Here is a 23,855-nt window from a genome sequence, read left to right as displayed (position 1 = left end):
ACCCGGGGGGTGTGACCGTGCGTATCCGACCTGTGCCGGCCGCGGCTGGTCCGATGGGCCTAGGGCGAAGGGCCCCCGGTCGTTGCGGCCCGCGTCCGAGGCGCCCGGGGAGGTGCCGTTCCTACGTTGAGTCCACCGCCGATCACCGGCGGTCGGGCACAGAGGGGACGTAGTCATGCCGGTTGCGATCATCACGGGGGCTTCCAAAGGGCTCGGGAGGGAGCTCGGTACGGCATTGGCGGAGCGCGGCTGGGACCTGGTGCTGAACGCGAGGACCGCGTCGGTCCTCGCGGAGACGGCCGAGGACCTGGCGTCGTACGGGACGCGGGTGGAGGCCCTTACGGGGGATGTCACGGACGCCGCGCACCGGGCCGCTCTGGTGGCAGCGGCCCGCGCACTGGGCGGCGTCGATCTGCTGGTGAGCAACGCGAGCGCGCTGGGCGCGGAGCCGCTGGTGCGGCTGGAGGATCTGGCCCCGGACGGGCTGCGGCGGGCGCTGGAGGTGAACGTGGTCGCAGCGCTGGGCCTCGTCCAGGAGGCGCTGCCGCTGCTGCGGGCGTCGAGCACCGGCACGGTGATCGCCGTCAGTTCCGACGCGGCCGCCGAGGCCTACGAGACCTGGGGCGGTTACGGGGCGTCGAAGGCGGCGCTGGACCATCTGGCTGCGGTGCTCGCCGTGGAGGAACCGGACCTGTGGGTGTGGGCGGTGGATCCGGGGGACATGGCCACGGACCTCTATACGGCGGCCGTACCGGGCGACGACGATCCGCGTCCGGCGCCCGGGTCCGTGGTGCCCGCCTTCCTGCGGCTGCTGGACGAGCGGCCGGCGAGCGGCCGCTACGGCGCCCCCTCGCTGCTGGAGGGGCGGTGAGGGCGGTGACGGGAGTGCCCGCGACCGGACATGTCCGCGCCTTCGGGAAGGTTCCCGCGGAGCTGTCCGCGCGGGTACCGGCCGAGCAGCGCGGGCCGGGGCTGGACCGGGACTGCGTGCGGCTGCTGGTCTCGCACGGCACCGAGGTCGCGCATCACGGGTTCCCCGAGCTGCCGCGGCTGCTGCGGGCCGGGGACCTGCTCGTCGTCAACACCTCGCCCACGCTGGCGGCCGCGGTGGACGGGCGGGTCGGGGATGCGCCGGTGGTGGTGCACTTCTCCACGCGCGGGGACGACGGGCGGTGGGCCGTGGAACTGCGGGACCCGGACGAGCGGGGTACCACACGCGCTCGGGCCGGTGGGCCGGCGGGAACCGAGGTACGGCTGCCGGGCGATGTGCGGCTCGTTCTTCGGGAGCCGTTGTCCGGCCGGAGCGACAGGCTGTGGTGGGCCGCCCCGTCCGGGGGCGACCCGGTGGACGTGCTGGGCCGCCACGGGCGCCCCATCCGGTACTCCTACACCGAGCGGGACCAGCCGCTGTCCGTGTACCAGACGGTGTTCGCCCTCCCGTCGGCCGAGGGCACGGGGAGCGCGGAGATGCCGAGTGCGGCGCGGCCCTTCACCGCGCGGACGGTGGCGGAGCTGGTGAGCCGGGGCGTGCAGTTCGCGCCGATCACGCTGCACACGGGAGTGGCGTCGGCGGAGGCGCACGAGCCTCCCTACCCGGAGCGCTTCGCGGTGCCCGAGGCGTCGGCGCGGCTGATCAACGCCGTGCGCGCGGATCGGGGACGGCGTGGGACGCCTGCCAGGAAAGGCGGGGGCGGGCGGGTGATCGCGATCGGCACCACGGCGGTACGGGCCGTGGAGTCGGCCGTCGGCAGCGACGGTGCCGTACGGGCGCGGGAGGGCTGGACCGATCTGGTGGTGACGCCCGAGCGCGGGGTACGGGTGGTCGACGGGCTGCTGACCGGGCTCCACGAGCCGGAGGCGTCCCATCTGCTGATGCTCGAGGCCGTGGCCGGACGGGCGGCCGTCGACCGTGCCTACGCGGCGGCGCTCGCCGGGCGGTACCTGTGGCACGAGTTCGGTGACGCCCACCTCGTCCTGCCCCCGAATCCGCCTCACGCTGTGCATTGCTCAAGCAACCACGAGTGAAGACGGACCGCGCTCCATGTGAGGACGCGCATAGGGCCCACGTCACATACGAAGGGGCATAGGACACCAACAGGTCCTTTTGAACGGGGAAGACGGGGCGATCTGTCCCGTTTTGCCCTTCCTGTGCGCACTATCAGGGATAGTACGTCACACCTTTGCCTAGGCATTTTGCGGCCGCTAAGAATTGCTTCCGTCGCTCGGCGCTGCGGGCACTTACCCGCGGCGCTTGTGCTGGAAACATCCGATTCCACCGGCACCAGAGCGACCTCCGCGCAACTCGAAGAGGTCACTCACACATGCCCCAGATCACCAACATTCGTAGTCGTGCCCGATCGCTCACCAAGACGCAGAAGCTGTCCGCCGCCTGCTGCGCCGGCCTGGGTGTCGCCACCCTCGCGATCACCGCCACGCCCAGCGAGGCGCAGACCACGACTCACGAGGCCGCGGCCGTCGCCTCGGCTCCGGTGAACATCGGTAACCAGCCGGTCAAGAACATCAAGGTCAACGTCACCGACCAGAAGGCCGCCTCCATGCTGAAGGCGGAGGCCATAGCGGCGAAGAAGCAGGCCGCCGACCAGGCCGCCAAGAAGCTGAGCGCCGAGAAGGCGACGCAGCAGCGCGCCGCCGAGCAGGCCGCGAGCCGCTCCGCGGAGCGCGCGCCGGTCCGGCAGTCGGCCCCGAGGTCGTACACCAACAACCTCGACGGCTGGATCCACCAGTCGCTCGACATCATGGCCCAGAAGGGCATCCCCGGCTCGTACAACGGCCTGTACCGCAACATCATGCGGGAGTCCTCGGGCAACCCGATGGCCATCAACAACTGGGACATCAACGCCCGCAACGGCATCCCGTCCAAGGGTCTGCTCCAGGTGATCGACCCGACCTTCCGCACGTACCACGTGACCGGCACGTCGTGGAACATCTACGACCCGGTCGCGAACATCACCGCCGCCTGCAACTACGCGGCGCACCGCTACGGCTCGATGGACAACGTCAACAGCGCGTACTGAGGCCTGCGCGGACCTCTTCTCGCTGAGCAGAAGAAAGGGCGGCACCCCCTGACGGGTGCCGCCCTTGCGTGTGCTCCGGGAGCGACTACTTCCGCATGACCTCGGGCTCGTGCCGGCGCAGGAAGCGGGCCACGAGGACGCCGCAGATCACACCGATGGCGATCAGGGCGGCCATGTCGATGCCCCAGGCTCCTGCCGTGTGGTTCCACAGCGGGTCCGTGTTCGTCGGGTCGTCCGTGTTCGGGGCGATGTTGTTGAAGTCCAGGGTCGCCCCCGCGGCGCCAACCGCCCAGCGGGACGGCATCAGATACGAGAACTGGTTCACACCGACCGCGCCGTTCAGGGTGAACAGACAGCCCGTGAAGACCACCTGGATGATGGCGAACATCACCAGCAGCGGCATCGTCTTCTCGGCGGTCTTCACCAGCGCGGAGATGACCAGGCCGAACATCATCGACGTGAAGCCCAGTGCCATGACCGGCAGGCACAGCTCGAACAGCGTGGAACCGCCGAGGACGACGCCTTCCTCGGGGATCTCGCGGCTGGAGAAGCCGATCAGGCCGACCATGAGGCCCTGCAGCACGGTGACCGCGCCGAGGACGAACACCTTCGACATCAGATACGCGGAGCGGGACAGGCCGGTGGCGCGTTCCCGCTCGTAGATGACCCGTTCCTTGATCAGCTCGCGCACGGAGTTGGCGGCGCCCGCGAAGCACGCGCCGACCGCGAGGATCAGCAGGACGGTGGTGGCCGTGCCGTTCGGGACGGGCACGCCGGTCTTCGGGTTGACCGGGTTGACCAGCAGGCCCTTGTCGCTGTCGATGAGCAGGCTGACCGCGCCGAGCACCGCCGGCAGGATCACCGTGAGCGCCAGGAAGCCCTTGTCCGAGGCGATGACCGAGACGTACCGCCGCACAAGGGTGCCGAGCTGGGAGAACCAGCCCTGCGGCTTGGGCGGCTTGATCGCCTGCGGCGGCGGCATGTGCACCGACTGCGGGGCGACGGCGTCGATGTCCGCAGCGTACATCTGGTAGTGCTGCGAGCCCTTCCAGCGGCCCGCCCAGTCGTAGTCGCGGTAGTTCTCGAAGGCGGAGAACACATCGGCCCACGTCTCGTAGCCGAAGAAGTTCAGCGCCTCCTCCGGCGGCCCGAAGTAGGCGACCGCGCCACCCGGTGCCATCACCAGGAGCTTGTCGCACAGCGCCAGCTCGGCCACCGAGTGCGTGACGACGAGCACGGTGCGGCCGTCGTCGGCCAGCCCGCGCAGCAGCTGCATCACGTCACGGTCCATGCCCGGGTCGAGGCCCGAGGTCGGCTCGTCCAGGAAGATCAGCGACGGCTTGGTGAGCAGTTCGAGGGCCACCGAGACGCGCTTGCGCTGCCCACCGGAGAGGGAGGTGACCTTCTTCTCCTTGTGGACGTCGAGCTTCAGCTCGCGCAGCACCTCGTCGATGCGCGCCTCACGTTCGGCGCCCGTGGTGTCGGCGGGGAAGCGCAGCTTGGCCGCGTACTTGAGCGCCTTCTTGACCGACAGCTCCTTGTGCAGGATGTCGTCCTGCGGAACCAGCCCGATGCGCTGGCGCAGCTCGGCGAACTGCTTGTACAGGTTCCGGTTGTCGTAGAGGACGTCGCCCTGGTTGGCGGGCCGGTAACCGGTGAGCGCCTTCAACAACGTCGACTTGCCGGAGCCGGAGGGGCCGATGACCGCGATCAGCGACTTCTCCGGCACACCGAAGGAGACGTCCTTCAGGATCTGCTTGCCGCCGTCGACGGTGACGGTCAGATGGCGGGCGGAGAAGGAGACCTCACCGGTGTCGACGAACTCCTCGAGCCGGTCGCCGACCAGACGGAACGTCGAGTGGCCGACGCCGACGATGTCGTTCGGGCCGAGCAGCGCCGAACTGCCCTTGCCGATCGGCATGCCGTTGACGAACGTGCCGTTGTGCGAGCCCAGGTCGCGGATCTCGAATCGCCCGTCGGGCATGGCGTGGAACTCGGCGTGATGACGCGAGACCTGGAGGTCGGAGACGACCAGTTCGTTCTCCAGCGCACGGCCGATGCGCATCACACGACCCAGTGCGAGCTGGTGGAACGTGGTCGGGCTGCGGTCGCCGTAGACCGGTGGCGCCCCCGCGCCACCACCGGGGCCCTGCTGCTGCGGAATCTGCGCGGCGGCCTGCTGCGGCGTCTGCTGTGCCCAGCCGGCGTTCCCGTCCTGGGCCACGTGCGGCTGCTGCTGGGGCTGGGCCTGCGGGGTGGTGACGGCGGCCGCCGCACCGGACAGGTTCAGCCGCGGTCCGTCGGTCGCGTTGCCCAGGTACAGGGCGGAGCCCGGACCGATCTCCTGCTGGTGCACCCGCCGGCCCTGCACGAACGTGCCGTTGGTGCTGCCGTGGTCCTCGATGACCCAACTGCGCCCGTCCCAGCCGATCGTGGCGTGGCGCCAGGAAACCCTGGCGTCCTCGAGCACGATGTCCCCCTGCGGATCGCGTCCGAGGGTGTATCGCCTGGACGCGTCAAGCGTCCAGGTGCGTCCGTTCAATTCGAGTACGAGTTCAGGCACTCCATGCCCCACTGAGTTGTCCCCCGAGTTACCCCCATCACAGGGAGTCTAGGGATGTCGAACATCGTGGGGAACTATTTCAGGCTCAGCCCTCTGACCGAAAGTCGGACCTTGCGACGAGCTGTGTACACCCTTGGGGACGTGTCCCGTTGACGGCGGTGAGAGCGGCCCGGAGAGTGGTAATCCCCCCGCGAGGGGGGCATCCGCGGGAACGCCGCGGCGCGGACCGGGGGGCCTGCATGAGCATCGACACCGCGGAGAACGGCCGGCGGGTGCCGTGGACGGACGTACTGCTGTCCGCGATCGCCTCGGTGAGCTGGGCGCTGATCGGGATGGCGGGAACCGCGGCACTCGGTCTGCATCTGCTGCAGGCCGATGCGGCGGGCTCGCTCGGACCGATGACCGCGGCCGTGGTGGCACTGGGCGCGAACGGGTCGGTCAAGCCGTCCGGGGACGTGTCCGCGTTCGGTCTGAAGGGGGCCGAGGCGACCACCGCCGTGGACATCACGCCCCTGGGTGTGGGGCTGGTGGGCGCACTGCTGCTGTGCTGGTTCTTCCTACGCTCCCTGCGCACCGCCGCAGTTGTGGTCTCGCCGGCCGAACTCCTCGCCCGGGCGGGCACGGTGGTCGTGCTCTTCGTGGCGATGCTGGGCGGTCTCGCCTGGGCCGGCCACGACGTCATCACCATCGACGGGGACGCGCTCGGGCTGGACCGACTGCCCGGCACGGGCGGTGGCACAGGCGTCGACATCCCCGGGCTCGGTGACATCGGGGGCCTGCTGCCGAGCCGGATCGGCGACCTCGTCGAGGCGAAGGCCGCGGTCGGCTTCACCGTCGACACGGTGCCCACGCTGCTCGGGGGTGCGGCTTGGGCCGCAGGCGTCCTCGTGATCGCCCTGCTCGCCTCCCGGCGCACCCCGCTGCCCCGCGGCTGGGAGGCGGTGCACCGTGTGGTGCGGCCGGCCGTGTCCGCGCTGGTGACCGTGGTGCTCGTCGCGGTGGTCGCCGGCCTCGCGGCGGCGGCGTACGCGGCGATCGGCGACGACCATCCGGGGCGGATCGCGGGAGCCGCACTGCTGGGCGCGCCCAACGGGGTGTGGCTGGGCGTCCCTCTCGGCCTGTTCGTACCGTGGGACGGCAGGGCCACGGGCGAGCTGGCGAAGCTGCTGCCCGACCCGCTGGACCGGCTGCTGACCGTGCGCACGGACCAGCCGGTCACCCTGGGCCGGCTGGCCGAACTGGACGGCAAGGTCTGGCTGCTCGCCGGCGCCGCGGCGCTCATGATGCTCTTCGCGGGCGTACTGACCGCGGTGCGTACGCCGCTCGTACGAGCCGGTGGTGCCGCGGCCGTACCGGGCCGGACTCCCTCCGTCGCAGGCGGCCACGGTCCCCTTCTCTTCGCAGGGCACTGCGCGCTCCGGCTCGGCATCGTGACGGCCCTGGCACTACCACTGCTGGCGTGGCTGACGGATGTGTCCGTGGACGCCTCGCTGTCCGTGTTCGGTTTCGACGCGTTCGGCGCCGGCATCGAGTTGCACGGGCACATCGCCATGGCCCTGCTGCTGGGTGCGGTGTGGGGTGCCGGTGCCGGAGCGGCGGGAGCGCTGCTCGCGTACGCGGCGGGGGCCGCGGGACGGCGGGCGGCGCCCCTGGCGCGGGCCGCCGCCGGGCGAGCGGCCACCGCACCCTCGCCCCACCCGACCGTGTCGCACGGCGCGGGCCCCTATGTACCGGGCAGGCCGCACCGTCCGCCCAACCCGGGCACCAATCCCTATCTGCGGCTGCCCGAGGAACTGCGTGAACCGCAGGACGCGCGGCCGCCCGCGGGCGCGCCGTCGTCCGCGACCGGGGACGTGTACGGCGCCCCCACGGTGGCCCGGCCGATCGAACCCCCGCCCAGGGCCGGGCGGACTCCGCGGTCCTCGGACGACGGTCCGCCTCCGCCGCCTCCGCCGCCCCCACCGCACCCGCCCAGAGGGCCGAAGGGACGCGGCTGACCCGACCGGCGGCACGCCCGCGCGCCGCTGCCGAGTCGCCCCGCGGACCTCCCCGCGCCCGTCTCCGCCGCTCAAGGCCGACGTCATCCGCCCGTCATGCACTGTTCCCCGTCCGCTGGTCGGACCGGAAACGCGGAGGACACCGGGTGACGGATACGGTGGGAAGCACCATGAGCGCTTCGCAGACCTCCGATGCCCCCACGCTCCTCGTCAAGATCTTCGGCAAGGACCGGCCGGGCCTGACCGCGGGCTTGTTCGACACTCTGGCCGCCTACGGCGTCGACGTCGTCGACATCGAGCAGGTGGTCACCCGGGGCCGGATGGTGCTGTGCGCACTCGTGACCGTGCCCCCGTCCGGGCTCGAGGGTGATCTGCGGGCGACCGTCCACAGCTGGGCGGAGTCCGTGAAGATGCAGGCGGAGATCATCTCCGGTATCGGCGACAACCGTCCGCGGGGCCTCGGACGCTCCCTGGTCACCGTGCTCGGTCACCCGCTCACCGCGGAGTCGACGGCGGCCATCGCCGCCCGGATCGCCGCGACCGGCGGCAACATCGACCGTATCTTCCGGCTCGCCAAGTACCCGGTGACGGCCGTCGAGTTCGCCGTGTCCGGCGTGGAGACCGAGCCGCTGCGCACCGCGCTCGTGACCGACGCAGCGGCGCTCGGCGTCGACATCGCGGTCGTCGCGGCGGGTCTGCACCGCCGCGCGCAGCGTCTGGTCGTCATGGACGTGGACTCGACGCTCATCCAGGACGAGGTCATCGAGCTGTTCGCGGCGCACGCCGGCTGTGAGGCGGAGGTCGCCGAGGTGACCGCGGCCGCCATGCGTGGCGAACTGGACTTCGAGCAGTCGCTGCACGCGCGCGTGGCACTGCTCAAGGGGCTGGACGCGTCGGTGGTCGACAAGGTCCGTGCCGAGATCCGGCTCACTCCGGGCGCGCGCACCCTGATCCGCACGCTGAAGCGGCTCGGCTTCCAGGTGGGGGTCGTCTCGGGCGGGTTCACCCAGGTCACGGACGATCTCAAGGAGCGGCTGGGGCTCGACTTCGCGCAGGCCAACACGCTGGAGATCGTCGACGGGAGACTGACCGGCAAGGTCGTCGGCGACATCGTGGACCGGGCGGGCAAGGCACGTCTGCTGCGCCGGTTCGCCGCCGAAGCGGGTGTACCGCTGGCGCAGACCGTGGCGATCGGTGACGGGGCCAACGACCTCGACATGCTGAACGCGGCCGGTCTGGGCGTGGCCTTCAACGCCAAGCCCGTCGTGCGGGAGGCCGCGCACACCGCGGTGAACTTCCCCTTCCTGGACACCGTCCTGTATCTGCTGGGCGTCACCCGGGAAGAGGTGGAGGCGGCGGACACCCAGGACGATCCCCACTGACTGCGCGCCGCACCGGCATGTGCCCCTGTGTCGGCGGTGGCCCCGGAACCCGGGCGGCTGCCGGGGCCACCGTGAACTTCCGTGGAGGTCAGTCGCTCGGCGACCAGAAGTCGATCAGCGTGGCCGTGCCCGGCTCGAGCGACTTCCACTCGGCGTCGAAACCGAGCACCGCGAAGGCGGCGGCCGGAAACCCGCGTCGGTCCATGTGCTCGCGGGCCTCCTGGTGGGCCGACCCGGCGAGGACCTCGGCGAGACCCTGGATACCCGGGTTGTGGCCGATCAGGATCACGTTCCGGACGTCGTCGGGCGTCTCGTCGAGCAAGGCGATCAGCTCGCCGGGCGAGGCCTCGTAGACCCGGTCCTCATAGACGGTTTTCGGCCGGTGCGGAAGCTCCTGGACCGCGAGCTTCCAGGTCTCGCGCGTACGGATCGCGGTGGAGCAGAGGGCCAGATCGAAGGGGATGCCGGTGTCGGCCAGCTTGCGTCCGGCGACGGGCGCGTCCTTGCGGCCCCGGTCAGCGAGCGGGCGCTCGTGGTCGGGCACCTGCGGCCAGTCGGCCTTCGCATGCCGGAGGAGGACAATCCTGCGGGGTTCTGCGGAGCTCATGGGTCCCAGCTTCGCATGAAACAGGCCAGGGAGCGCAGGGAGTTGACGGCGCCCACCGCGCGCCCGCGTCCGGGTGGCCGATTCGGTCGCCCGGCCGCGCCCACCTGGCAGGACGACACCGGCACCGGCGGGCGGGCGGTGCCGGTGTTCCCCGGTGGGGCGCCGTCACGACGCGTGGTGCGCCACGCTGTGCTGGACGCGCTCCACGAGGTGCCCGAGGGCGGGGTCGCCGCCGCCGCTCGTGTCCGACGGATTGAGGATCAGCGCCAGCAGGACGATGAAGGCCAGCGTGGGCAGTGCGAGGGCCCACCAGGGCAGCCTGATGTCGACGCCGCCCGTGGTCGCCGGGCCGGGCCGGGAGTGCGTAGGGGCCGACATGCCTGCCTCCGTGGGTCTTCGGGTCCCGTGGTCCGCCCCTCGCGGCCACACTTCGAAGGTAGGGACTCATCGGCCCTCAACCCATCCGGTGATCCACCCACTTGCCCCTGACACTGGCCCCCTAGGGGATGGTGGGGCCAGCCCCACCCCCACCCCCGGCGCCGGGACCGGGCCGTTGCCCCGGACCCGGCTGAGCGGTGTGAAACACGGCCGCGCGGCGGGGCGCACGGGGACCGGGCACCCGTCCGTCGCGGTCGGCCGCACGGCCGGCACCTTGCGCGGTGCGACTCGGGGCCCTCGGCGCCGTCGGACCGGCGCCCGGACACCTCAGGCGCCGTCGGTCAGGGCGATGCGATCGTCGCGATGACGGCGATGATCACGAAGATGGCGAAGAACGTGCCGAAGACGAGCAGCATCTTCTTCTGGCCGTTCTTGGGGTTCGGGTCGAGCACGGGCATGCGGTCAGTCTCGCACTTCCCCGCCACCGGGGTTCCCGCGGGGTCGGCGCCGCCCCGCGGTTCCACCGGCCCGGCGGCCCGCCATCTCGTCCTCCACCGTGCCGTTGCGGCCCGCCAGGACCCCCACCACGATCTGCGGCACCATCAGCCCGGCCATGAGCGCGAGCGGCAGGCCCCAGCCGCCGCTGCTCTGGTAGAGCACTCCGACCAGCAGCGGTCCGGGGATCGACAGCAGATACCCGGTGCTCTGCGCGAAGGCCGACAGCTCGGCCACCCCGGCACTCGTGCGGGCGCGCATGCCCACCATGGTCAGCGCCAGCGGGAAGGCGCAGTTGGAGACGCCCAGCAGCACGGCCCACACCCACGCGCCGCCCGCCGGGGCCCAGTACAGGCCGGCGTATCCGGCGAGACCGCACACGCCCAGGGCGATCACGATCGGGCCCTGGTGCGGCAGCCGCGACGCCAGCCGCGGAATGACGAAGGCGAGCGGCACACCCATCACCATCGTGACGGCGAGGAGCACACCGGCCGTACCCGCGGCCACTCCGGCGTCGCGGAAGATCTGGGCCATCCAGCCCATCGTGATGTAGGCGGCCGTCGCCTGGAGCCCGAAGAAGACGGCCAGCGCCCACGCGGTCCGGCTGCGGATGATCCGCAGTCCGTCGTCGGGCTCGCCCCGGCCGGACCCGGTGTCGGGAGCGGCACCGTCCGCCGGAGCGGTGCCCGCTGCCCGCACGAAGGCGATCCACGGCAGGACCGCGACGGCCGAGAGCACCGCCCACACCGCGAGCCCCGTTCGCCACCTGCCGCCCAGCGCGTCCGTCAGGGGCACGGTGACCGCCGCCGCCGCGGCGGTGCCAAGGGCGAGCGCCATGGAGTACAGGCCGGTCATGGAGCCCACCCGGTCGGGGAACCAGCGCTTGACGATCACAGGCATCAGAACGTTGCTGACCGCGATGCCCATCAGGGCGAGCGCGCTGCCGACCAGGAAGCCGGCCGTGCCGCCGACGTAGGGACGCAGGAGCAGCCCCGCGGTGATCGCGGCCATTCCGGCGCAGACCACGGCACCCGGTCCGAAGCGGCGGGCGAGCCGCGGCGCCATGATGCCGAAGACGCCGAAGCAGAGCGGGGGCACGGAGGTGAGCAGTCCCGCCACGCCGCCGCTCATGCCGAGACCGTCGCGCACCTCCTCCAGGAGGGCGCCGAGGCTGGTGATGGCCGGCCGCAGGTTGAGCGCGGTGAGCACGATGCCGACGACCAGGATGCGCGTCCTCCACGCCCGCGGGGCGGAAGGCCCGCTCCCGCCCGCCGCCTTCGTGGTTCCCGTCGCCGTTCGGGCCGGGCCGCGCGTCGGTGCGGGCGTCGTCGTTCCGGTCTGCTCACTAGCCATGGGGGACATCATAGAATGATGGGATGATTGGCTGTCCACTTGCGCTGCGTTACGCTCCGGATCCTCCGGCCTCGCCACCAGGCCCGCACGAAGGACCGTCATGCCGCTGAGCCACCCCCGCCGATCCGCGCTGGCCGAGCAGGTCATCGCCGCGCTGCGGAACCAGATCACCTCGGGGGAATGGCCGGTGGGCTCCCGCATCCCCACCGAGCCCGAACTGGTCGAGCAGCTCGGGGTCGCCCGCAACACGGTGCGCGAGGCGGTCCGCGCACTGGCGCACAACGGACTGCTGGACATCCGCCAGGGGTCGGGCACCTATGTGGTGGCGACCAGCGAACTGGCAGGCGTGATGCACCGGCGGTTCGCCGACGCCGACCCGGGCCATATCGCCGAACTGCGCTCCACCCTGGAGTCGGGAGCCGCGAAACTGGCCGCGGAGCGGCGCACCGAACGCGACCTCAAGCAACTCGACGCCCTCCTCGTACGCCGCCGGGAGGCCTGGGAGTCGGGGGACACGGAGGCGTTCGTGACCGCCGACGCCACCTTCCACATGGCGGTGGTGGCCGCGTCCCACAACGACGTGATGACGGCGATGTACGCGGATCTCGTCGAGGTGCTGCGGGACTGGCTGCGCGACGACGTCGGCGAGGAGCTGACGCCGGAGACCTACATGGACCACACACTCCTGGTGGACGCCGTCCGGGCGGGTGACGCCACCACGGCCGCGTCACAGGCCGCGAGCTATCCGTTCGTGTGCCGTCCGGGGCGCCCGAGGCCTGCCGCCCGCTGACCGCCGCTCACCGGGCGTGCCCGACCCACGCCGAGCGCACGTTCTCCCAGCAGCGTCCGCTCAGCCGTACCGTCAGCGCGGGCCCGGCCTCCACCGGGGCGGTGTCGGTGTCGATGTCCCACCATTGGGCGCACTCGATGTGCAGACTGACGCGATCGGTGTCGGGAAAGGGGTTGTGGCAGTAGGCCACGACGTCGGAGCCGGCGACGCCGACACGGCACTCGGCACCGAACGGCTGCGGGTCGGTGCTCTTCCCGGTGGTCGCATCCCCGTGCGCCTGCACCACACCGGCCCGCGGCAGGGAGTCGTACGGCAGAACCGTCAGCAGCGCGAGGGCGAGGAAGGCCGGAGCGGAGCGGCGGGACAGACGCACAAGGGGACCTCCTGGGCCGTTCGGCTGCGGGGCGGTGCGTACTCCCAGCGTGCGTGCTGCACGGCCCGCGGGTCCCTGTCAGTTGCTCCGAACGGGCGACGCCCCGCCCCCGCGGTTGCGGGGGGCGGGGCGTCGGCCCGGTACGCCGGGAGACCTGTCGCGGTGGGCGAGCGCCTGCGCGCCCGCCCCTGCGGCCTCTCGAAGGCTCAGGCGCCGATGGCGTGCAGACCGCCGTCCACGTGGATGATCTCGCCGGTGGTCTTCGGGAACCAGTCGCTCAGCAGGGCGACGATGCCCCGGCCGGCCGGCTCCGGGTCCTTCAGGTCCCACTCCAGCGGAGAGCGGTTGTCCCACACGGAGGCCAGTTCGCCGAAGCCCGGGATGGACTTGGCGGCCATGGAGCCGAGCGGGCCCGCGGAGATCAGGTTGCAGCGGATGTTCTGCTTGCCCAGGTCACGCGCGATGTAGCGGCTGGTGGCTTCCAGGGCGGCCTTGGCCGGGCCCATCCAGTCGTACTGCGGCCAGGCGAACTGCGCGTCGAAGGTGAGGCCGACGACCGAGCCGCCGTTCTGCATCAGCGGCAGGCAGGCCATGGTCAGCGACTTCAGGGAGTACGCCGAGACGTGCATGGCGGTGGCCACGGACTCGAACGGCGTGTTCAGGAAGTTGCCGCCGAGGGCGTCCTGCGGGGCGAAGCCGATGGAGTGCACGACGCCGTCGAGACCGCCCAGCTCCTCGCCGACGATGTCGGCCAGGCGCCCGAGGTGCTCGTCGTTGGTGACGTCGAGCTCGATGACCTTGGTGGGCTTCGGAAGCTTCTTGGCGATGCGCTCGGTCAGCGTGGGCCGCGGGAAGGCGGTCAGGATGATCTCGGCACCCTGCTCCTGGGCCAGCTTGGCGGCGTGGAAGGCGATGGAGGACTCCATCAGCACACCGGAGATCAGGACGCGCTTGCCCTCGAGAATTCCGCTCATGGTGATCAGTGACCCATTCCCAGTCCGCCGTCAACGGGGATGACGGCTCCAGTGATGTACGAGGCGTCGTCGGAGGCGAGGAACCGCACCGTCGCGGCGATCTCCTCCGGCTTCGCGTACCGGCCGAGCGGCACCTGCGACACGATGTTCTGGCGCTGCTCGTCGGTGAGCACCTTGGTCATGTCCGTGTCGACGAAGCCGGGAGCGACGACGTTGAAGGTGATGTTGCGCGAGCCCAGTTCACGGGCGAGGGAACGGGCGAATCCGACCAGGCCGGCCTTGGAGGCGGCGTAGTTCGCCTGCCCTGCGGAGCCGAGCAGCCCCACGACCGACGAGATGAGCACCACGCGGCCCTTCTTGGCCCGCAGCATGGCGCGGTTGGCGCGCTTGACGACACGGAAGGTGCCGGTGAGGTTGGTGTCGAGAACGGAGGTGAAGTCCTCCTCCGACATGCGCATCAGAAGCTGGTCCCTGGTGACACCGGCGTTGGCGACGAGGACCTCGACCGGGCCGTGCTCGGCCTCGATCTCCTTGTAGGCCTGCTCCACCTGCTCGGTGTCGGTGATGTCGCACCTGACCGCCAGGAAGCCGGCCGGCGGCTCACCCGAGCGGTATGTGATCGCGACCTTGTCGCCGGCGTCGGCGAACGCGCGGGCGATGGCGAGGCCGATGCCCCGGTTGCCTCCAGTGACGAGAACCGAGCGGCTCAACGGATCACCCTTTCGATAGCGGTCTGTAACCCCTGAAAGACATGCGCCTTCGTCGAAAACCTATCTGGCCGGGCCGCCGTGCGGAGAAGTGGGCACCGACAGTGACGTACGGGAGTCGCTGTCGGATCCCTACAGAAGCGGGGCGGCGGATCCGCCCGGGACCGTTCGCCGGCCGCAAAGGTCCGGCCGCGCGGCGGAAAAGTGTGGTCCGGGCGCCCGCTCGCGCGACATGATCGGACCGACAGGCCACGACAGCAGGGAGACCTCGGTGCCTCATTCCATCGACGAAGCCTTCACGGCACTGCCGCTGCGGGCCCTGGCCGACGCCGCGCTGGCGCGTGCGCGCTCGCTCGGGGCCGAGCACGCGGACTTCCGGTTCGAGCGGGTGCGCAGCGCCGCGTGGCGGTTGCGGGACGGCAAGCCCTCCGGGTCGTCGGACACCACGGACCTGGGCTACGCGGTACGGGTCGTGCACGGCGGGACCTGGGGCTTCGCCTCGGGTGTCGATCTGACGCAGGACGCCGCCGCCAAGGTCGCCTCCCAGGCGGTGGCGATGGCGAAGCTGTCGGCTCAGGTGATCAGGGCGGCGGGGTCCGGCACGGGGGCACCGGCCACGCCTTTCGGGCAGTGGGGGAAGGTGGAGCTGGCCGCCGAACCCGTGCACGCCGAGAAGACATGGGTCTCGTCGTACGAGATCGACCCCTTCACCGTGCCCGACGAGGAGAAGACCGGGCTGCTGACGGACTTCAGCGCACGCCTGCTGGCGGCCGACGGGGTCAGCCACGTGGACGCCTCGCTGCTGACCGTCCATGAGAACAAGTTCTACGCCGATACCGCCGGGACCGTGACCACACAGCAGCGCGTGCGACTTCATCCGCAGCTCACCGCGGTCGCGGTCGACGAGTCGACCGGCGAGTTCGACTCCATGCGCACCCTCGCGCCGCCGGTCGGCCGCGGCTGGGAGTACCTGACGGGCACCGGCTGGGACTGGGGCTCGGAACTGGAGCGGATCCCCGAGCTGCTGGCCGAGAAGATGCGTGCGCCGAGCGTCGAGGCGGGTGTGTACGACCTGGTGGTCGACCCGTCCAACCTGTGGCTGACCATTCACGAGTCCGTCGGGCACGCCACCGAGCTGGACCGGGCGCTCGGGTACGAGGCCGCCTACGCGGGCACCTCCTTCGCCACGTTCGACAAGCTGGGCAAGCTCAGGTACGGCTCCGAGCTGATGAACGTCACCGGTGACCGCACCGCGGAGCACGGCCTCGCGACGATCGGATACGACGACGAGGGTGTCGAGGGGCAGTCCTGGGACCTGGTCAAGGACGGGACGCTGGTGGGTTACCAGCTGGACCGCCGCATCGCCAGGCTGACCGGGTTCGAGCGGTCCAACGGCTGCGCGTACGCCGACTCGCCCGGCCACGTGCCGGTGCAGCGCATGGCCAACGTCTCGCTCCAGCCGGATCCGGGCGGGCTGTCCACCGAGGATCTGATCGGCGGCGTGGACCGCGGCATCTACGTCGTCGGGGACCGTTCCTGGTCCATCGACATGCAGCGCTACAACTTCCAGTTCACCGGTCAGCGATTCTTCAAGATCGAGAACGGGCGCATCACGGGTCAGCTGCGCGATGTCGCCTACCAGGCGACGACCACCGACTTCTGGGGTTCCATGACGGCCGTCGGCGGTCCGCAGACCTATGTCCTCGGCGGCGCCTTCAACTGCGGCAAGGCCCAGCCCGGCCAGGTCGCGGCCGTCTCGCACGGCTGCCCGTCGGCGCTCTTCAAGGGCGTCAACATTCTGAACACCACGCAGGAGGCCGGACGATGACCGCCCGTACCGACAAGCCGCACGAGATCGTCGAGCGCGCCCTCGAGCTGTCCCGCGCGGACGGGTGCGTCGTCATCGCCGACGAGCACTCCACCGCCAATCTGCGCTGGGCGGGCAACGCGCTCACCACGAACGGGGTGACCCGCGGACGCACCCTCACCGTCATCGCGACCGTCGACGGCAAGGAGGGCACCGCGTCCGGTGTCGTCTCCCGTTCCGCCGTCACCGCGGGCGAGCTGGAGTCCCTGGTACGGGCCGCGGAGGCCGCCGCCCGCGGCGCCGGACCGGCGGAGGACGCGACTGCGCTGGTGACGGGGGTGCCCGAGTCCCCGGACTTCACGGACGCGCCCGCCGAGACCTCGTCCGCCGTCTTCACCGACTTCGCGCCGGCGCTGGGCGAGTCGTTCGCACGCGCGCGTGCCGGCGGCCGTGAGCTGTACGGCTTCGCCAACCACGAGCTCGTCTCCACCTACCTCGCCACATCGGCCGGACTGCGCCTGCGCCACGACCAGCCCAACGGCACCCTGGAGCTCAACGCCAAGTCCCCGGACCGTACGCGCTCGGCCTGGGCCGGCCGCTCGACCCGCGACTTCAAGGACGTCGACCCGGAGGCGATGGACGCGGAGCTGGCCCGACGACTGGGGTGGGCGGAGCGCAGGATCGAGCTGCCCGCGGGCCGGTACGAGACACTGCTGCCGCCGACCGCGGTCGCCGACCTGCTGATCTACCAGATGTGGTCGGCGGCGGCCCGGGACGCGGCCGAGGGCCGCACGGTGTTCAGCAGGACCGGTGGCGGCACACGCGTCGGCGAGAGGCTCTCCCGGCTGCCGCTGACACTGCGCAGCGATCCGCACGAGCCCGGCCTGGAGACGGCGCCCTTCGTCGTCGCGCACGCCTCAGGCGACGACGCATCGGTGTTCGACAACGGACTGCCGCTCGAGGCCACCGAGTGGATCGGCGGCGGCGAGCTGAAGCACCTGACGGCCACGCGGCACAGCGCGGGCCTGACCGGCCTTCCGGTCACACCGTCGATCGGGAACCTGATCCTCGACGGCGGCTCCGACCGGTCCCTGGAGGAGATGGTCGCCGGCACCGGGCGCGGGCTGCTGCTGACCTGCCTGTGGTACATCCGCGAGGTGGACCCGGCGACGCTGCTGCTCACCGGCCTGACCCGGGACGGCGTGTACCTGGTGGAGAACGGCGAGGTCGTGGGCGAGGTCAACAACTTCCGTTTCAACGAGTCCCCGGTCGACCTGCTGGGCCGGGCGACGGAGGCGGGGCGCACGGAGAAGACCCTGCCGCGGGAATGGAGCGACTGGTTCACCCGCGCCGCGATGCCCCCGGTGCGGGTGCCCGATTTCAACATGAGCTCAGTCAGTCAGGGCGTATAACCTCGTATTCGGCTGTCACCCGACCGCCGAGGATCATCCAAGGAGACGCGAGAACCGTGACGGACATCGTCGACGAACTGAAGTGGCGCGGGCTGATCGCCCTCTCCACGGACGAGGACGCATTGCGCAAGGCGTTCGCGGACGGTCCCGTCACGTTCTATTGCGGCTTCGACCCGACCGCGCCCAGCCTGCACCTCGGCAACCTCGTGCAGATCCTGACGATGCGCCGCATCCAGCAGGCGGGCAATCGTCCGCTGGGCCTGGTCGGGGGTGCGACGGGCCTGATCGGCGACCCCAAGCCGACCGCGGAGCGCACGCTGAACGACCCCGCGGTGGTGGCCGGCTGGGTGGCGCGGCTGCGCGGCCAGATCGAGAAGTTCCTGGACTTCGACGGGCCGAACGCCGCGACCATGGTGAACAACCTCGACTGGACGCAGAACCTGTCGGCCATCGACTTCCTGCGGGACATCGGCAAGCACTTCCGGGTCAACAAGATGATCACGAAGGAGGCCGTCGCCCGGCGGCTGCACTCGGACGCGGGCATCAGCTACACGGAGTTCAGCTACCAGATCCTGCAGGGCATGGACTTCCTGGAGCTGTACCGCCGCCACGGCTGCACGCTGCAGACGGGCGGCAGCGACCAGTGGGGCAACCTCACCGCGGGTGCGGACCTGATCCACAAGGTGGAGCCGCATGTCGCGGTGCACGCCCTGGCCACGCCGCTCATCACCAAGGCGGACGGCACCAAGTTCGGCAAGACGGAGTCCGGCACGGTCTGGCTCGACCCGGAGCTGACCACGCCGTACGCCTTCTACCAGTTCTGGCTGAACGCCGACGACCGGGACATCTCGAAGTTCCTGCGCATCTTCAGCTTCAGGTCCCACGACGAGATCGAGGAACTGGAGCAGCAGACCCTGGAGCGTCCCCAGGCCCGTGCCGCGCAGCGGGCGCTGGCCGAGGAGCTGACCACGCTGGTGCACGGTGCCGATCAGACGGATGCCGTCATCGCCGCGTCCAAGGCCCTGTTCGGCCAGGGCGAGCTGGCCGAGCTCGACGACAGCACGCTGGCCGCGGCGCTGTCCGAGCTGCCGCACGTCCGGGTCGCCGCGCTCGGGCCGGTCGTGGACCTGTTCGCCGAGGTGGGGCTGGTGGCCAGCAAGTCGGCCGCGCGGCGCACGGTGAAGGAGGGCGGCGCCTACGTGAACAACGTCAAGGTCGCCGCCGAGGACGCCGTCCCCGCCGAGGAGGACCTGCTGCACGGCCGCTGGCTGGTGCTGCGGCGCGGGAAGAAGAACCTGGCCGCGGTGGAGGTCACGGGCGCCTGATCCGCGCCCGTACGCCACGGGGGAGGGGGCGGTCCCGGCGGGACCGCCCCCTCCCCCGTGGCCGTCATGCCCGCTCCCTGTGCCGACTGCCCTTCATCGTGGTGTACGCCATCTCGCCCAGGAACACGAGGACGATCGCCGCGGCGAGCTGGAGACCGTGGCGGCCCCAGTCGATACCGCGGGTCTCCGCGATACCGATGGACCGGGCGATCGCGTTGCCGATGATGCCGCCGATCAGGCCCATGAGGGTGGTCAGCCACAGCGGGCTGTGCTGTTTGCCCGGCAGGATGAGCTTGGCCAGCAGGCCCAGCACAAATCCGACGATGATCGCCCACAACCAGCCCATGGCTGCCTCCTCGTACGGCTCGACGTGAGCATTACGCCCAGTGTCGGACCGTGCGCCGTACGGCGCATGTCGGATACCCCCGTACGCGGTACTGCGCAGCGCCGTCACCGGGACAGCAGGCGCCCCGGTCTCGAAGGCGACGCAGCCGCGGCGTAACGTTGTCGGTGTCCGGACTCGGCCGCTGGCCCGGGGCGGATCAGGTACGGGCCGGGGAGAGCCCGGGGCAGGCGGGTGGTGGAACATGCGGAAGCTGAACAACGGCGGTCACGCCCAGGTATTCCGGATCACCGGTGCCCGGCAGGGTCTTGCGGACGACGTACGCGCCCGGCAGCGTCGCTACATCATCTCGATGAGCGTGCGCACGGTGTCGGTGATCCTCGCCGCGACGCTGTGGAACATCTCCAGGCCGGTCGCCGTCGTCGCGTTGATCCTGGGGGCCGTCCTCCCCTACATCGCCGTCGTCGTCGCCAACGCCGGCCGGGAGAACGCACCGTCGCTCCCGTCGACGTTCGTCAGCGCGCCCATGCGTCCGATGATCGCCCCCTCGCAGAACGCGGAGACCTCGCAACCGGAGGATTCCGGTCGAGAGCACGGCGCCGCAGACCCGCTCCAGGAGGACGTCAAGGCCGACTTCACGGCGGGTGTCCGAAGCGAGCCGCACGAGCGGGCCTGAGCCGCTGCGGGGCCTTTCCCGGGCGGAATCGCACCCCCTGCCAAGCTCAGGAAAAGCTCAGATCAATCATGTAGTTCCAGTGCCGGGCGGCGGGTGACCCGTGACATACTCCCTATGCGCTCCGCATCCCCCGTCGGAGCGACGGACCGACGCCGGGCAGCTCCCCCCGTGGCTGCTCGGCGTCGCCTTTTCCCGGCGCGCTAGGGTCATGGGTGTGATGGGACCTGACCCCGATTCGCCCATGTGTTCCGCCAAGGGCTGCCGTGCGGACGCCGTATGGGTGCTCGCCTGGAACAACCCGAAGCTGCACACGCCCGAGCGCCGCAAGACATGGCTCGCGTGCGACGAGCACCGCGAGCACCTGTCGCAATTCCTCGGCGTACGCGGTTTCCTGAAGGACGTGGTGCGACTGGAGGACTGGGAGTCCCACGACACCGGCTCGCACGCGGGCTGAGTCAGCCGCCGATCGCGGACATCGGCCGCTCGGGCTGCAGGAACGACGGGTCGTCCAGCCCGGAACCGGCCTTCTTGCCCCACATCGCCAGCCGCCAGATACGGGCGATCTCCTCGTCGGGGGCCCCGGAGCGCAGGGCCGCCCGCAGGTCGGTCTCCTCGGTGGCGAACAGGCACGTCCGTATCTGGCCGTCGGCCGTCAGCCGGGTGCGGTCGCAGGCCGCGCAGAACGGCCGCGTGACCGAGGCGATCACACCGACACGGTGCGGGCCGCCGTCCACGATCCAGCGCTCGGCCGGGGCGGAACCGCGCTCCCGGGCGCCCTCGGGGGTCAGTTCGAAGCGGGTGCGGAGCGAATCCAGGATGTCGGCCGCGGTGACCATGCCCTCGCGCTTCCAGCCGTGCTGGGCGTCCAACGGCATCTGCTCGATGAAGCGCAGTTCGTAGCGGTGTTCGACGGCCCAGGCCAGCAGGTCCGGGGCCTCGTCGTGGTTCAGCCCGGGCATCAGGACGGTGTTGACCTTGACCGGGGTCAGGCCCGCCTCATGGGCGGCCCGGAGTCCCTCGATGACGTCCTTGTGCCGGTCCCGGCGCGTGAGGGCCTTGAAGACATCGGGGCGCAGGGTGTCCAGTGAGACGTTCACCCGGTCGAGGCCCGCCGCCTTCAGCGCCGCGGCCGTGCGCTTCAGGCCGATGCCGTTCGTGGTGAGGGACATCCGGGGGCGCGAGGCCAGCCCGGCGATCCTCTCCACGATGCCGACCAGCCCGGGGCGCAGCAGCGGCTCGCCACCCGTGAAGCGGACCTCCTCGATGCCGAGGGAGGTGACCGCGATGTCGATCAGGCGCACGATCTCGTCATCACTGAGCAGATCGGGCTTGGCCAGCCACTGAAGGCCCTCCTCGGGCATGCAGTACGTGCACCTCAGATTGCACCGATCGGTCAGCGAGACCCGCAGATCGGTGGCAACCCGGCCGTAGGTGTCGATGAGCACGTGAGCCCCCTCCCTCGTCGCGGATCACACACTTCTCGTCTCCTGCGAGCCTACGTGACCCCACCGACATCAGCAGCGACCGGATTCACCGGACATGACGCGGCCGCGTCGTGGATCCCTACGACGCGGCCGTCATCACGGTGCGGTCAGTGCGCTCCGGTGCCGGTCAGGGAGCGGACCTCCAACTCCGCGTACTTGCCCGCGTCCGGCTCCTCCTTCGACAGGTACGTGCCGAGAATGCCCAGCAGGAAGCCGACCGGGATCGAGATGATGCCCGGGTTCTCCAGCGGGAACCAGTGGAAGTCCACGTCCGGGAACATCGACGTCTCCTTGCCGGACACCACCGGCGAGAACAGCACCAGCCCGACGGCGGTGACCAGACCGCCGTAGATCGACCACAGCGCGCCGCTGGTGGTGAAGCGCTTCCAGAACAGGCTGTAGAGGATGGTCGGAAGGTTGGCGGAGGCGGCGACGGCGAAGGCCAGGGCGACCAGTCCCGCCACGTTCAGATCGCGGGCGAGGGCGCCCAGGACGATGGACACCGCGCCGATGCCGACCGTCGCCCAGCGCGCCGCGTTCAACTCCTGCTTCTCGTCGGCCTGCCCCTTCTTGATGACGTTCGCGTAGATGTCGTGCGCGAACGACGAGGACGAGGCCAGAGTCAGCCCCGCGACGACCGCGAGGATCGTGGCGAAGGCGACCGCGGAGATGCTGGCCAGCAGGATCGCGCCCCAGCTGGAGTCGACGCCGCCCAGATGCAGGGCGAGCAGGGGCGCGGCCGTGTTGCCCGCCTTGTTGGAGGCGATGATCTCGTCCGGCTTGATGAGTGCCGCGGCTCCGAAGCCGAGGGCGAGCGTCATCAGGTAGAAGGCGCCGATGAGGCCGATCGCCCAGTTCACCGACTTCCGGGCGGCCTTGGCGGTGGGCACGGTGTAGAAGCGGATCAGGATGTGCGGCAGGCCGGCGGTGCCGAGGACCAGGGCGATGCCCAGGGAGATGAAGTCGAGCTTGGTCGTGCCGGTGGCACCGTACTTGAGACCGGGCTCCAGGAAGGCCGCGCCCTTGCCGCTGTTGCTGGCGGCCTTGCCGAGCAGGTCCGAGAGGTTGAAGTTGAACTTCAGCAGCACCAGGAAGGTCAGCAGCAGGGCGCCCGCGATCAGCAGGACCGCCTTGACCATCTGCACCCAGGTGGTGCCCTTCATGCCGCCGATGGTGACGTACACGATCATCAGGACGCCGACGAGCGCGACGATGCCGATCTTGCCGCCGTCGCTGGTGATGCCGAGCAGCAGCGAGACCAGGACGCCCGCGCCCGCCATCTGGGCCAGCAGATAGAAGATCGACACGACGATCGTGGAGGTGCCGGCCGCGGTGCGGACCGGACGCTGCCGCATGCGGTAGGCCAGTACGTCGCCCATGGTGTAGCGGCCGGAGTTGCGCAGCGGCTCGGCGACCAGGAGCAGGGCCACCAGCCAGGCGACCAGGAACCCGATGGAGTACAGGAAGCCGTCGTAGCCGGCGAGGGCGATCGCGCCCGCGATGCCGAGGAAGGACGCGGCGGACATGTAGTCGCCGGAGACGGCCAGGCCGTTCTGGAAGGCGGTGAACTGGCGGCCGCCCGCGTAGAAGTCGACGGCGTTCTTGGTCTGGCGGCCCGCCCACACGGTGATGACGAGGGTCGCGGCGACGAACACCGCGAACAGGGTGATGATCAGCGGCCGGTGCTCGCTCGCCTCACCGGCGGCCATGACGAGTGTGGGGCTCATGCGTCGTGCTCCATCCGGGACTTGATGGCCTCGGCCTTGGGGTCGAGCTCGGCGGCGGCGTGCCGCGAGTACCACCACGCGATCAGGAACGTGGTGAGGAACTGGGCGAGGCCGAGCACCAGGGCGACGTTGATGTTGCCGAAGAGCTTGGTGCCCATGAATCCGCCCGCGTAGTTGGACAGCAGGACGTAGACCAGGTACCAGGCGATGAACGCCACGGTCAGCGGGAAGGCGAACGAGCGGTGGGAGCGGCGCAGTTCACCGAACTCGGCGCCTTCCTGGACCGCCCTGAACTCCTCGGTGGACGGCAGTTCGTGTCCGGCCCTCGAGGGGGGAGGTGCGTCTGTGGCCACGGAGTCTCCTCGCGTTACGGGTGCGATCACAGTGATGTGGATCACATAACCGAGTGCGACCGTAGCGCTCCGTC

At 70.7% G+C, this 23,855-nt stretch carries 23 protein-coding genes; 11 read left to right on the top strand and 12 right to left on the bottom strand.

The annotated features are described in order from the left end of the window. Window positions 1–175: 175 nt before the first annotated feature. The 3 genes from ACSHXN_RS31255 (at window position 176) to ACSHXN_RS31245 (ending at window position 3,035) form a co-directional block, all read left to right on the top strand. The gene (locus ACSHXN_RS31255) at window positions 176–871 is read left to right on the top strand and encodes an SDR family NAD(P)-dependent oxidoreductase (protein WP_383355034.1); all 696 of its coding nucleotides are present in this window, start codon (window positions 176–178) and stop codon (window positions 869–871) included. Further along, window positions 868–2,025 (top strand): S-adenosylmethionine:tRNA ribosyltransferase-isomerase, encoded by a 1,158-nt coding sequence (locus tag ACSHXN_RS31250; RefSeq protein ID WP_356296086.1) that lies wholly within the window; start codon window positions 868–870, stop codon window positions 2,023–2,025. The genes ACSHXN_RS31255 and ACSHXN_RS31250 overlap by 4 nt, the downstream gene beginning before the upstream one ends. Window positions 2,026–2,321: 296 nt before the next feature. Further along, window positions 2,322–3,035, top strand: coding sequence for a transglycosylase SLT domain-containing protein (locus ACSHXN_RS31245; RefSeq protein ID WP_355130606.1), 714 nt, complete (start codon window positions 2,322–2,324; stop codon window positions 3,033–3,035). 85 nt (window positions 3,036–3,120) lie between these two features. Here the strand turns inward: ACSHXN_RS31245 and ACSHXN_RS31240 are convergent, their stop codons facing one another. Beyond that, window positions 3,121–5,598, bottom strand: coding sequence for an ABC transporter ATP-binding protein/permease (locus ACSHXN_RS31240; protein ID WP_355130608.1), 2,478 nt, complete (start codon window positions 5,596–5,598; stop codon window positions 3,121–3,123). 239 nt (window positions 5,599–5,837) lie between these two features. On the opposite strand from ACSHXN_RS31240, the gene ACSHXN_RS31235 reads away from it, so the two are divergent. Both ACSHXN_RS31235 and serB read left to right on the top strand, forming a co-directional pair. Then, window positions 5,838–7,595 (top strand): streptophobe family protein, encoded by a 1,758-nt coding sequence (locus ACSHXN_RS31235; RefSeq protein WP_438304506.1) that lies wholly within the window; start codon window positions 5,838–5,840, stop codon window positions 7,593–7,595. 170 nt (window positions 7,596–7,765) lie between these two features. Next, window positions 7,766–8,977 (top strand): phosphoserine phosphatase SerB, encoded by a 1,212-nt coding sequence (gene serB, locus ACSHXN_RS31230; protein WP_355130612.1) that lies wholly within the window; start codon window positions 7,766–7,768, stop codon window positions 8,975–8,977. 88 nt (window positions 8,978–9,065) lie between these two features. Here serB and ACSHXN_RS31225 read toward each other — a convergent pair whose 3' ends face one another. From ACSHXN_RS31225 to ACSHXN_RS31210, 4 genes are all read right to left on the bottom strand, one after another. Then, window positions 9,066–9,584, bottom strand: coding sequence for a SixA phosphatase family protein (locus ACSHXN_RS31225; protein ID WP_355130614.1), 519 nt, complete (start codon window positions 9,582–9,584; stop codon window positions 9,066–9,068). A 165-nt stretch (window positions 9,585–9,749) separates the two neighbouring features. Then, on the bottom strand, window positions 9,750–9,962 hold the full coding sequence (locus ACSHXN_RS31220) for a hypothetical protein (protein WP_355130616.1): 213 nt from the start codon (window positions 9,960–9,962) through the stop codon (window positions 9,750–9,752). 341 nt (window positions 9,963–10,303) lie between these two features. Next, window positions 10,304–10,420: an SGM_5486 family transporter-associated protein gene (locus tag ACSHXN_RS31215; RefSeq protein WP_107116635.1), complete on the bottom strand. Its 117-nt coding sequence runs from the start codon at window positions 10,418–10,420 to the stop codon at window positions 10,304–10,306. A gap of 4 nt (window positions 10,421–10,424) precedes the next feature. Continuing rightward, window positions 10,425–11,822 carry a CynX/NimT family MFS transporter gene (locus ACSHXN_RS31210; RefSeq protein ID WP_438304503.1) on the bottom strand — a complete coding sequence of 466 codons (1,398 nt, stop codon included), beginning with the start codon at window positions 11,820–11,822 and terminating at the stop codon, window positions 10,425–10,427. A gap of 88 nt (window positions 11,823–11,910) precedes the next feature. On the opposite strand from ACSHXN_RS31210, the gene ACSHXN_RS31205 reads away from it, so the two are divergent. After that, the gene (locus ACSHXN_RS31205; RefSeq protein WP_355130620.1) at window positions 11,911–12,600 is read left to right on the top strand and encodes a FadR/GntR family transcriptional regulator; all 690 of its coding nucleotides are present in this window, start codon (window positions 11,911–11,913) and stop codon (window positions 12,598–12,600) included. Window positions 12,601–12,607: 7 nt separating this feature from the next. Here ACSHXN_RS31205 and ACSHXN_RS31200 read toward each other — a convergent pair whose 3' ends face one another. From ACSHXN_RS31200 to fabG, 3 genes are all read right to left on the bottom strand, one after another. Beyond that, complete coding sequence (locus tag ACSHXN_RS31200) at window positions 12,608–12,973, bottom strand: hypothetical protein (protein WP_355130622.1); 366 nt, start codon at window positions 12,971–12,973, stop codon at window positions 12,608–12,610. 206 nt (window positions 12,974–13,179) lie between these two features. Then, on the bottom strand, window positions 13,180–13,947 hold the full coding sequence (fabI, locus tag ACSHXN_RS31195) for an enoyl-ACP reductase FabI (RefSeq protein WP_311698175.1): 768 nt from the start codon (window positions 13,945–13,947) through the stop codon (window positions 13,180–13,182). A 5-nt stretch (window positions 13,948–13,952) separates the two neighbouring features. Continuing rightward, window positions 13,953–14,657: a 3-oxoacyl-[acyl-carrier-protein] reductase gene (gene fabG / locus ACSHXN_RS31190; protein WP_355130624.1), complete on the bottom strand. Its 705-nt coding sequence runs from the start codon at window positions 14,655–14,657 to the stop codon at window positions 13,953–13,955. 268 nt (window positions 14,658–14,925) lie between these two features. Between fabG and ACSHXN_RS31185 the strand changes: the two genes are divergently transcribed. The 3 genes from ACSHXN_RS31185 to tyrS are packed head-to-tail and all read left to right on the top strand — an operon-like array spanning window position 14,926 to window position 19,198. After that, complete coding sequence (locus tag ACSHXN_RS31185; RefSeq protein ID WP_438304499.1) at window positions 14,926–16,482, top strand: TldD/PmbA family protein; 1,557 nt, start codon at window positions 14,926–14,928, stop codon at window positions 16,480–16,482. Then, window positions 16,479–17,873, top strand: a complete 1,395-nt coding sequence (locus tag ACSHXN_RS31180; protein ID WP_355130628.1) for a TldD/PmbA family protein — start codon at window positions 16,479–16,481, stop codon at window positions 17,871–17,873. The genes ACSHXN_RS31185 and ACSHXN_RS31180 overlap by 4 nt, the downstream gene beginning before the upstream one ends. 56 nt (window positions 17,874–17,929) lie before the next feature. Further along, entirely contained in the window at window positions 17,930–19,198 is a 1,269-nt protein-coding gene (gene tyrS / locus ACSHXN_RS31175) for a tyrosine--tRNA ligase (protein ID WP_355130630.1), read from the top strand. Between the two features lie 64 nt (window positions 19,199–19,262). Here the strand turns inward: tyrS and ACSHXN_RS31170 are convergent, their stop codons facing one another. Next, window positions 19,263–19,544, bottom strand: a complete 282-nt coding sequence (locus ACSHXN_RS31170; protein WP_059128682.1) for a GlsB/YeaQ/YmgE family stress response membrane protein — start codon at window positions 19,542–19,544, stop codon at window positions 19,263–19,265. 241 nt (window positions 19,545–19,785) lie between these two features. On the opposite strand from ACSHXN_RS31170, the gene ACSHXN_RS31165 reads away from it, so the two are divergent. Further along, window positions 19,786–20,217: a DUF3099 domain-containing protein gene (locus tag ACSHXN_RS31165; protein WP_355130632.1), complete on the top strand. Its 432-nt coding sequence runs from the start codon at window positions 19,786–19,788 to the stop codon at window positions 20,215–20,217. Between the two features lie 217 nt (window positions 20,218–20,434). Continuing rightward, window positions 20,435–20,671 carry a hypothetical protein gene (locus ACSHXN_RS31160; protein ID WP_355130984.1) on the top strand — a complete coding sequence of 79 codons (237 nt, stop codon included), beginning with the start codon at window positions 20,435–20,437 and terminating at the stop codon, window positions 20,669–20,671. 1 nt (window position 20,672) lies between these two features. Here the strand turns inward: ACSHXN_RS31160 and moaA are convergent, their stop codons facing one another. From moaA to ACSHXN_RS31145, 3 genes are all read right to left on the bottom strand, one after another. After that, on the bottom strand, window positions 20,673–21,662 hold the full coding sequence (gene moaA, locus ACSHXN_RS31155) for a GTP 3',8-cyclase MoaA (RefSeq protein WP_355130634.1): 990 nt from the start codon (window positions 21,660–21,662) through the stop codon (window positions 20,673–20,675). A 146-nt stretch (window positions 21,663–21,808) separates the two neighbouring features. Continuing rightward, entirely contained in the window at window positions 21,809–23,428 is a 1,620-nt protein-coding gene (locus ACSHXN_RS31150; RefSeq protein WP_355130636.1) for a solute symporter family protein, read from the bottom strand. Continuing rightward, a complete protein-coding gene (locus tag ACSHXN_RS31145) occupies window positions 23,425–23,781 on the bottom strand; it encodes a DUF485 domain-containing protein (protein ID WP_355130638.1) in 357 nt (118 codons plus the stop codon). Before ACSHXN_RS31145 ends, ACSHXN_RS31150 begins: the two co-directional genes overlap by 4 nt. Window positions 23,782–23,855 lie beyond the last annotated feature (74 nt).

It is taken from the genome of Streptomyces sp. HUAS TT11, from assembly GCF_051553595.1.
Taxonomy (GTDB): Bacteria; Actinomycetota; Actinomycetes; order Streptomycetales; family Streptomycetaceae; genus Streptomyces.
Note: the sequence above shows the minus strand (reverse complement) of the source record. Positions and strands in the feature narration are given on the sequence as shown.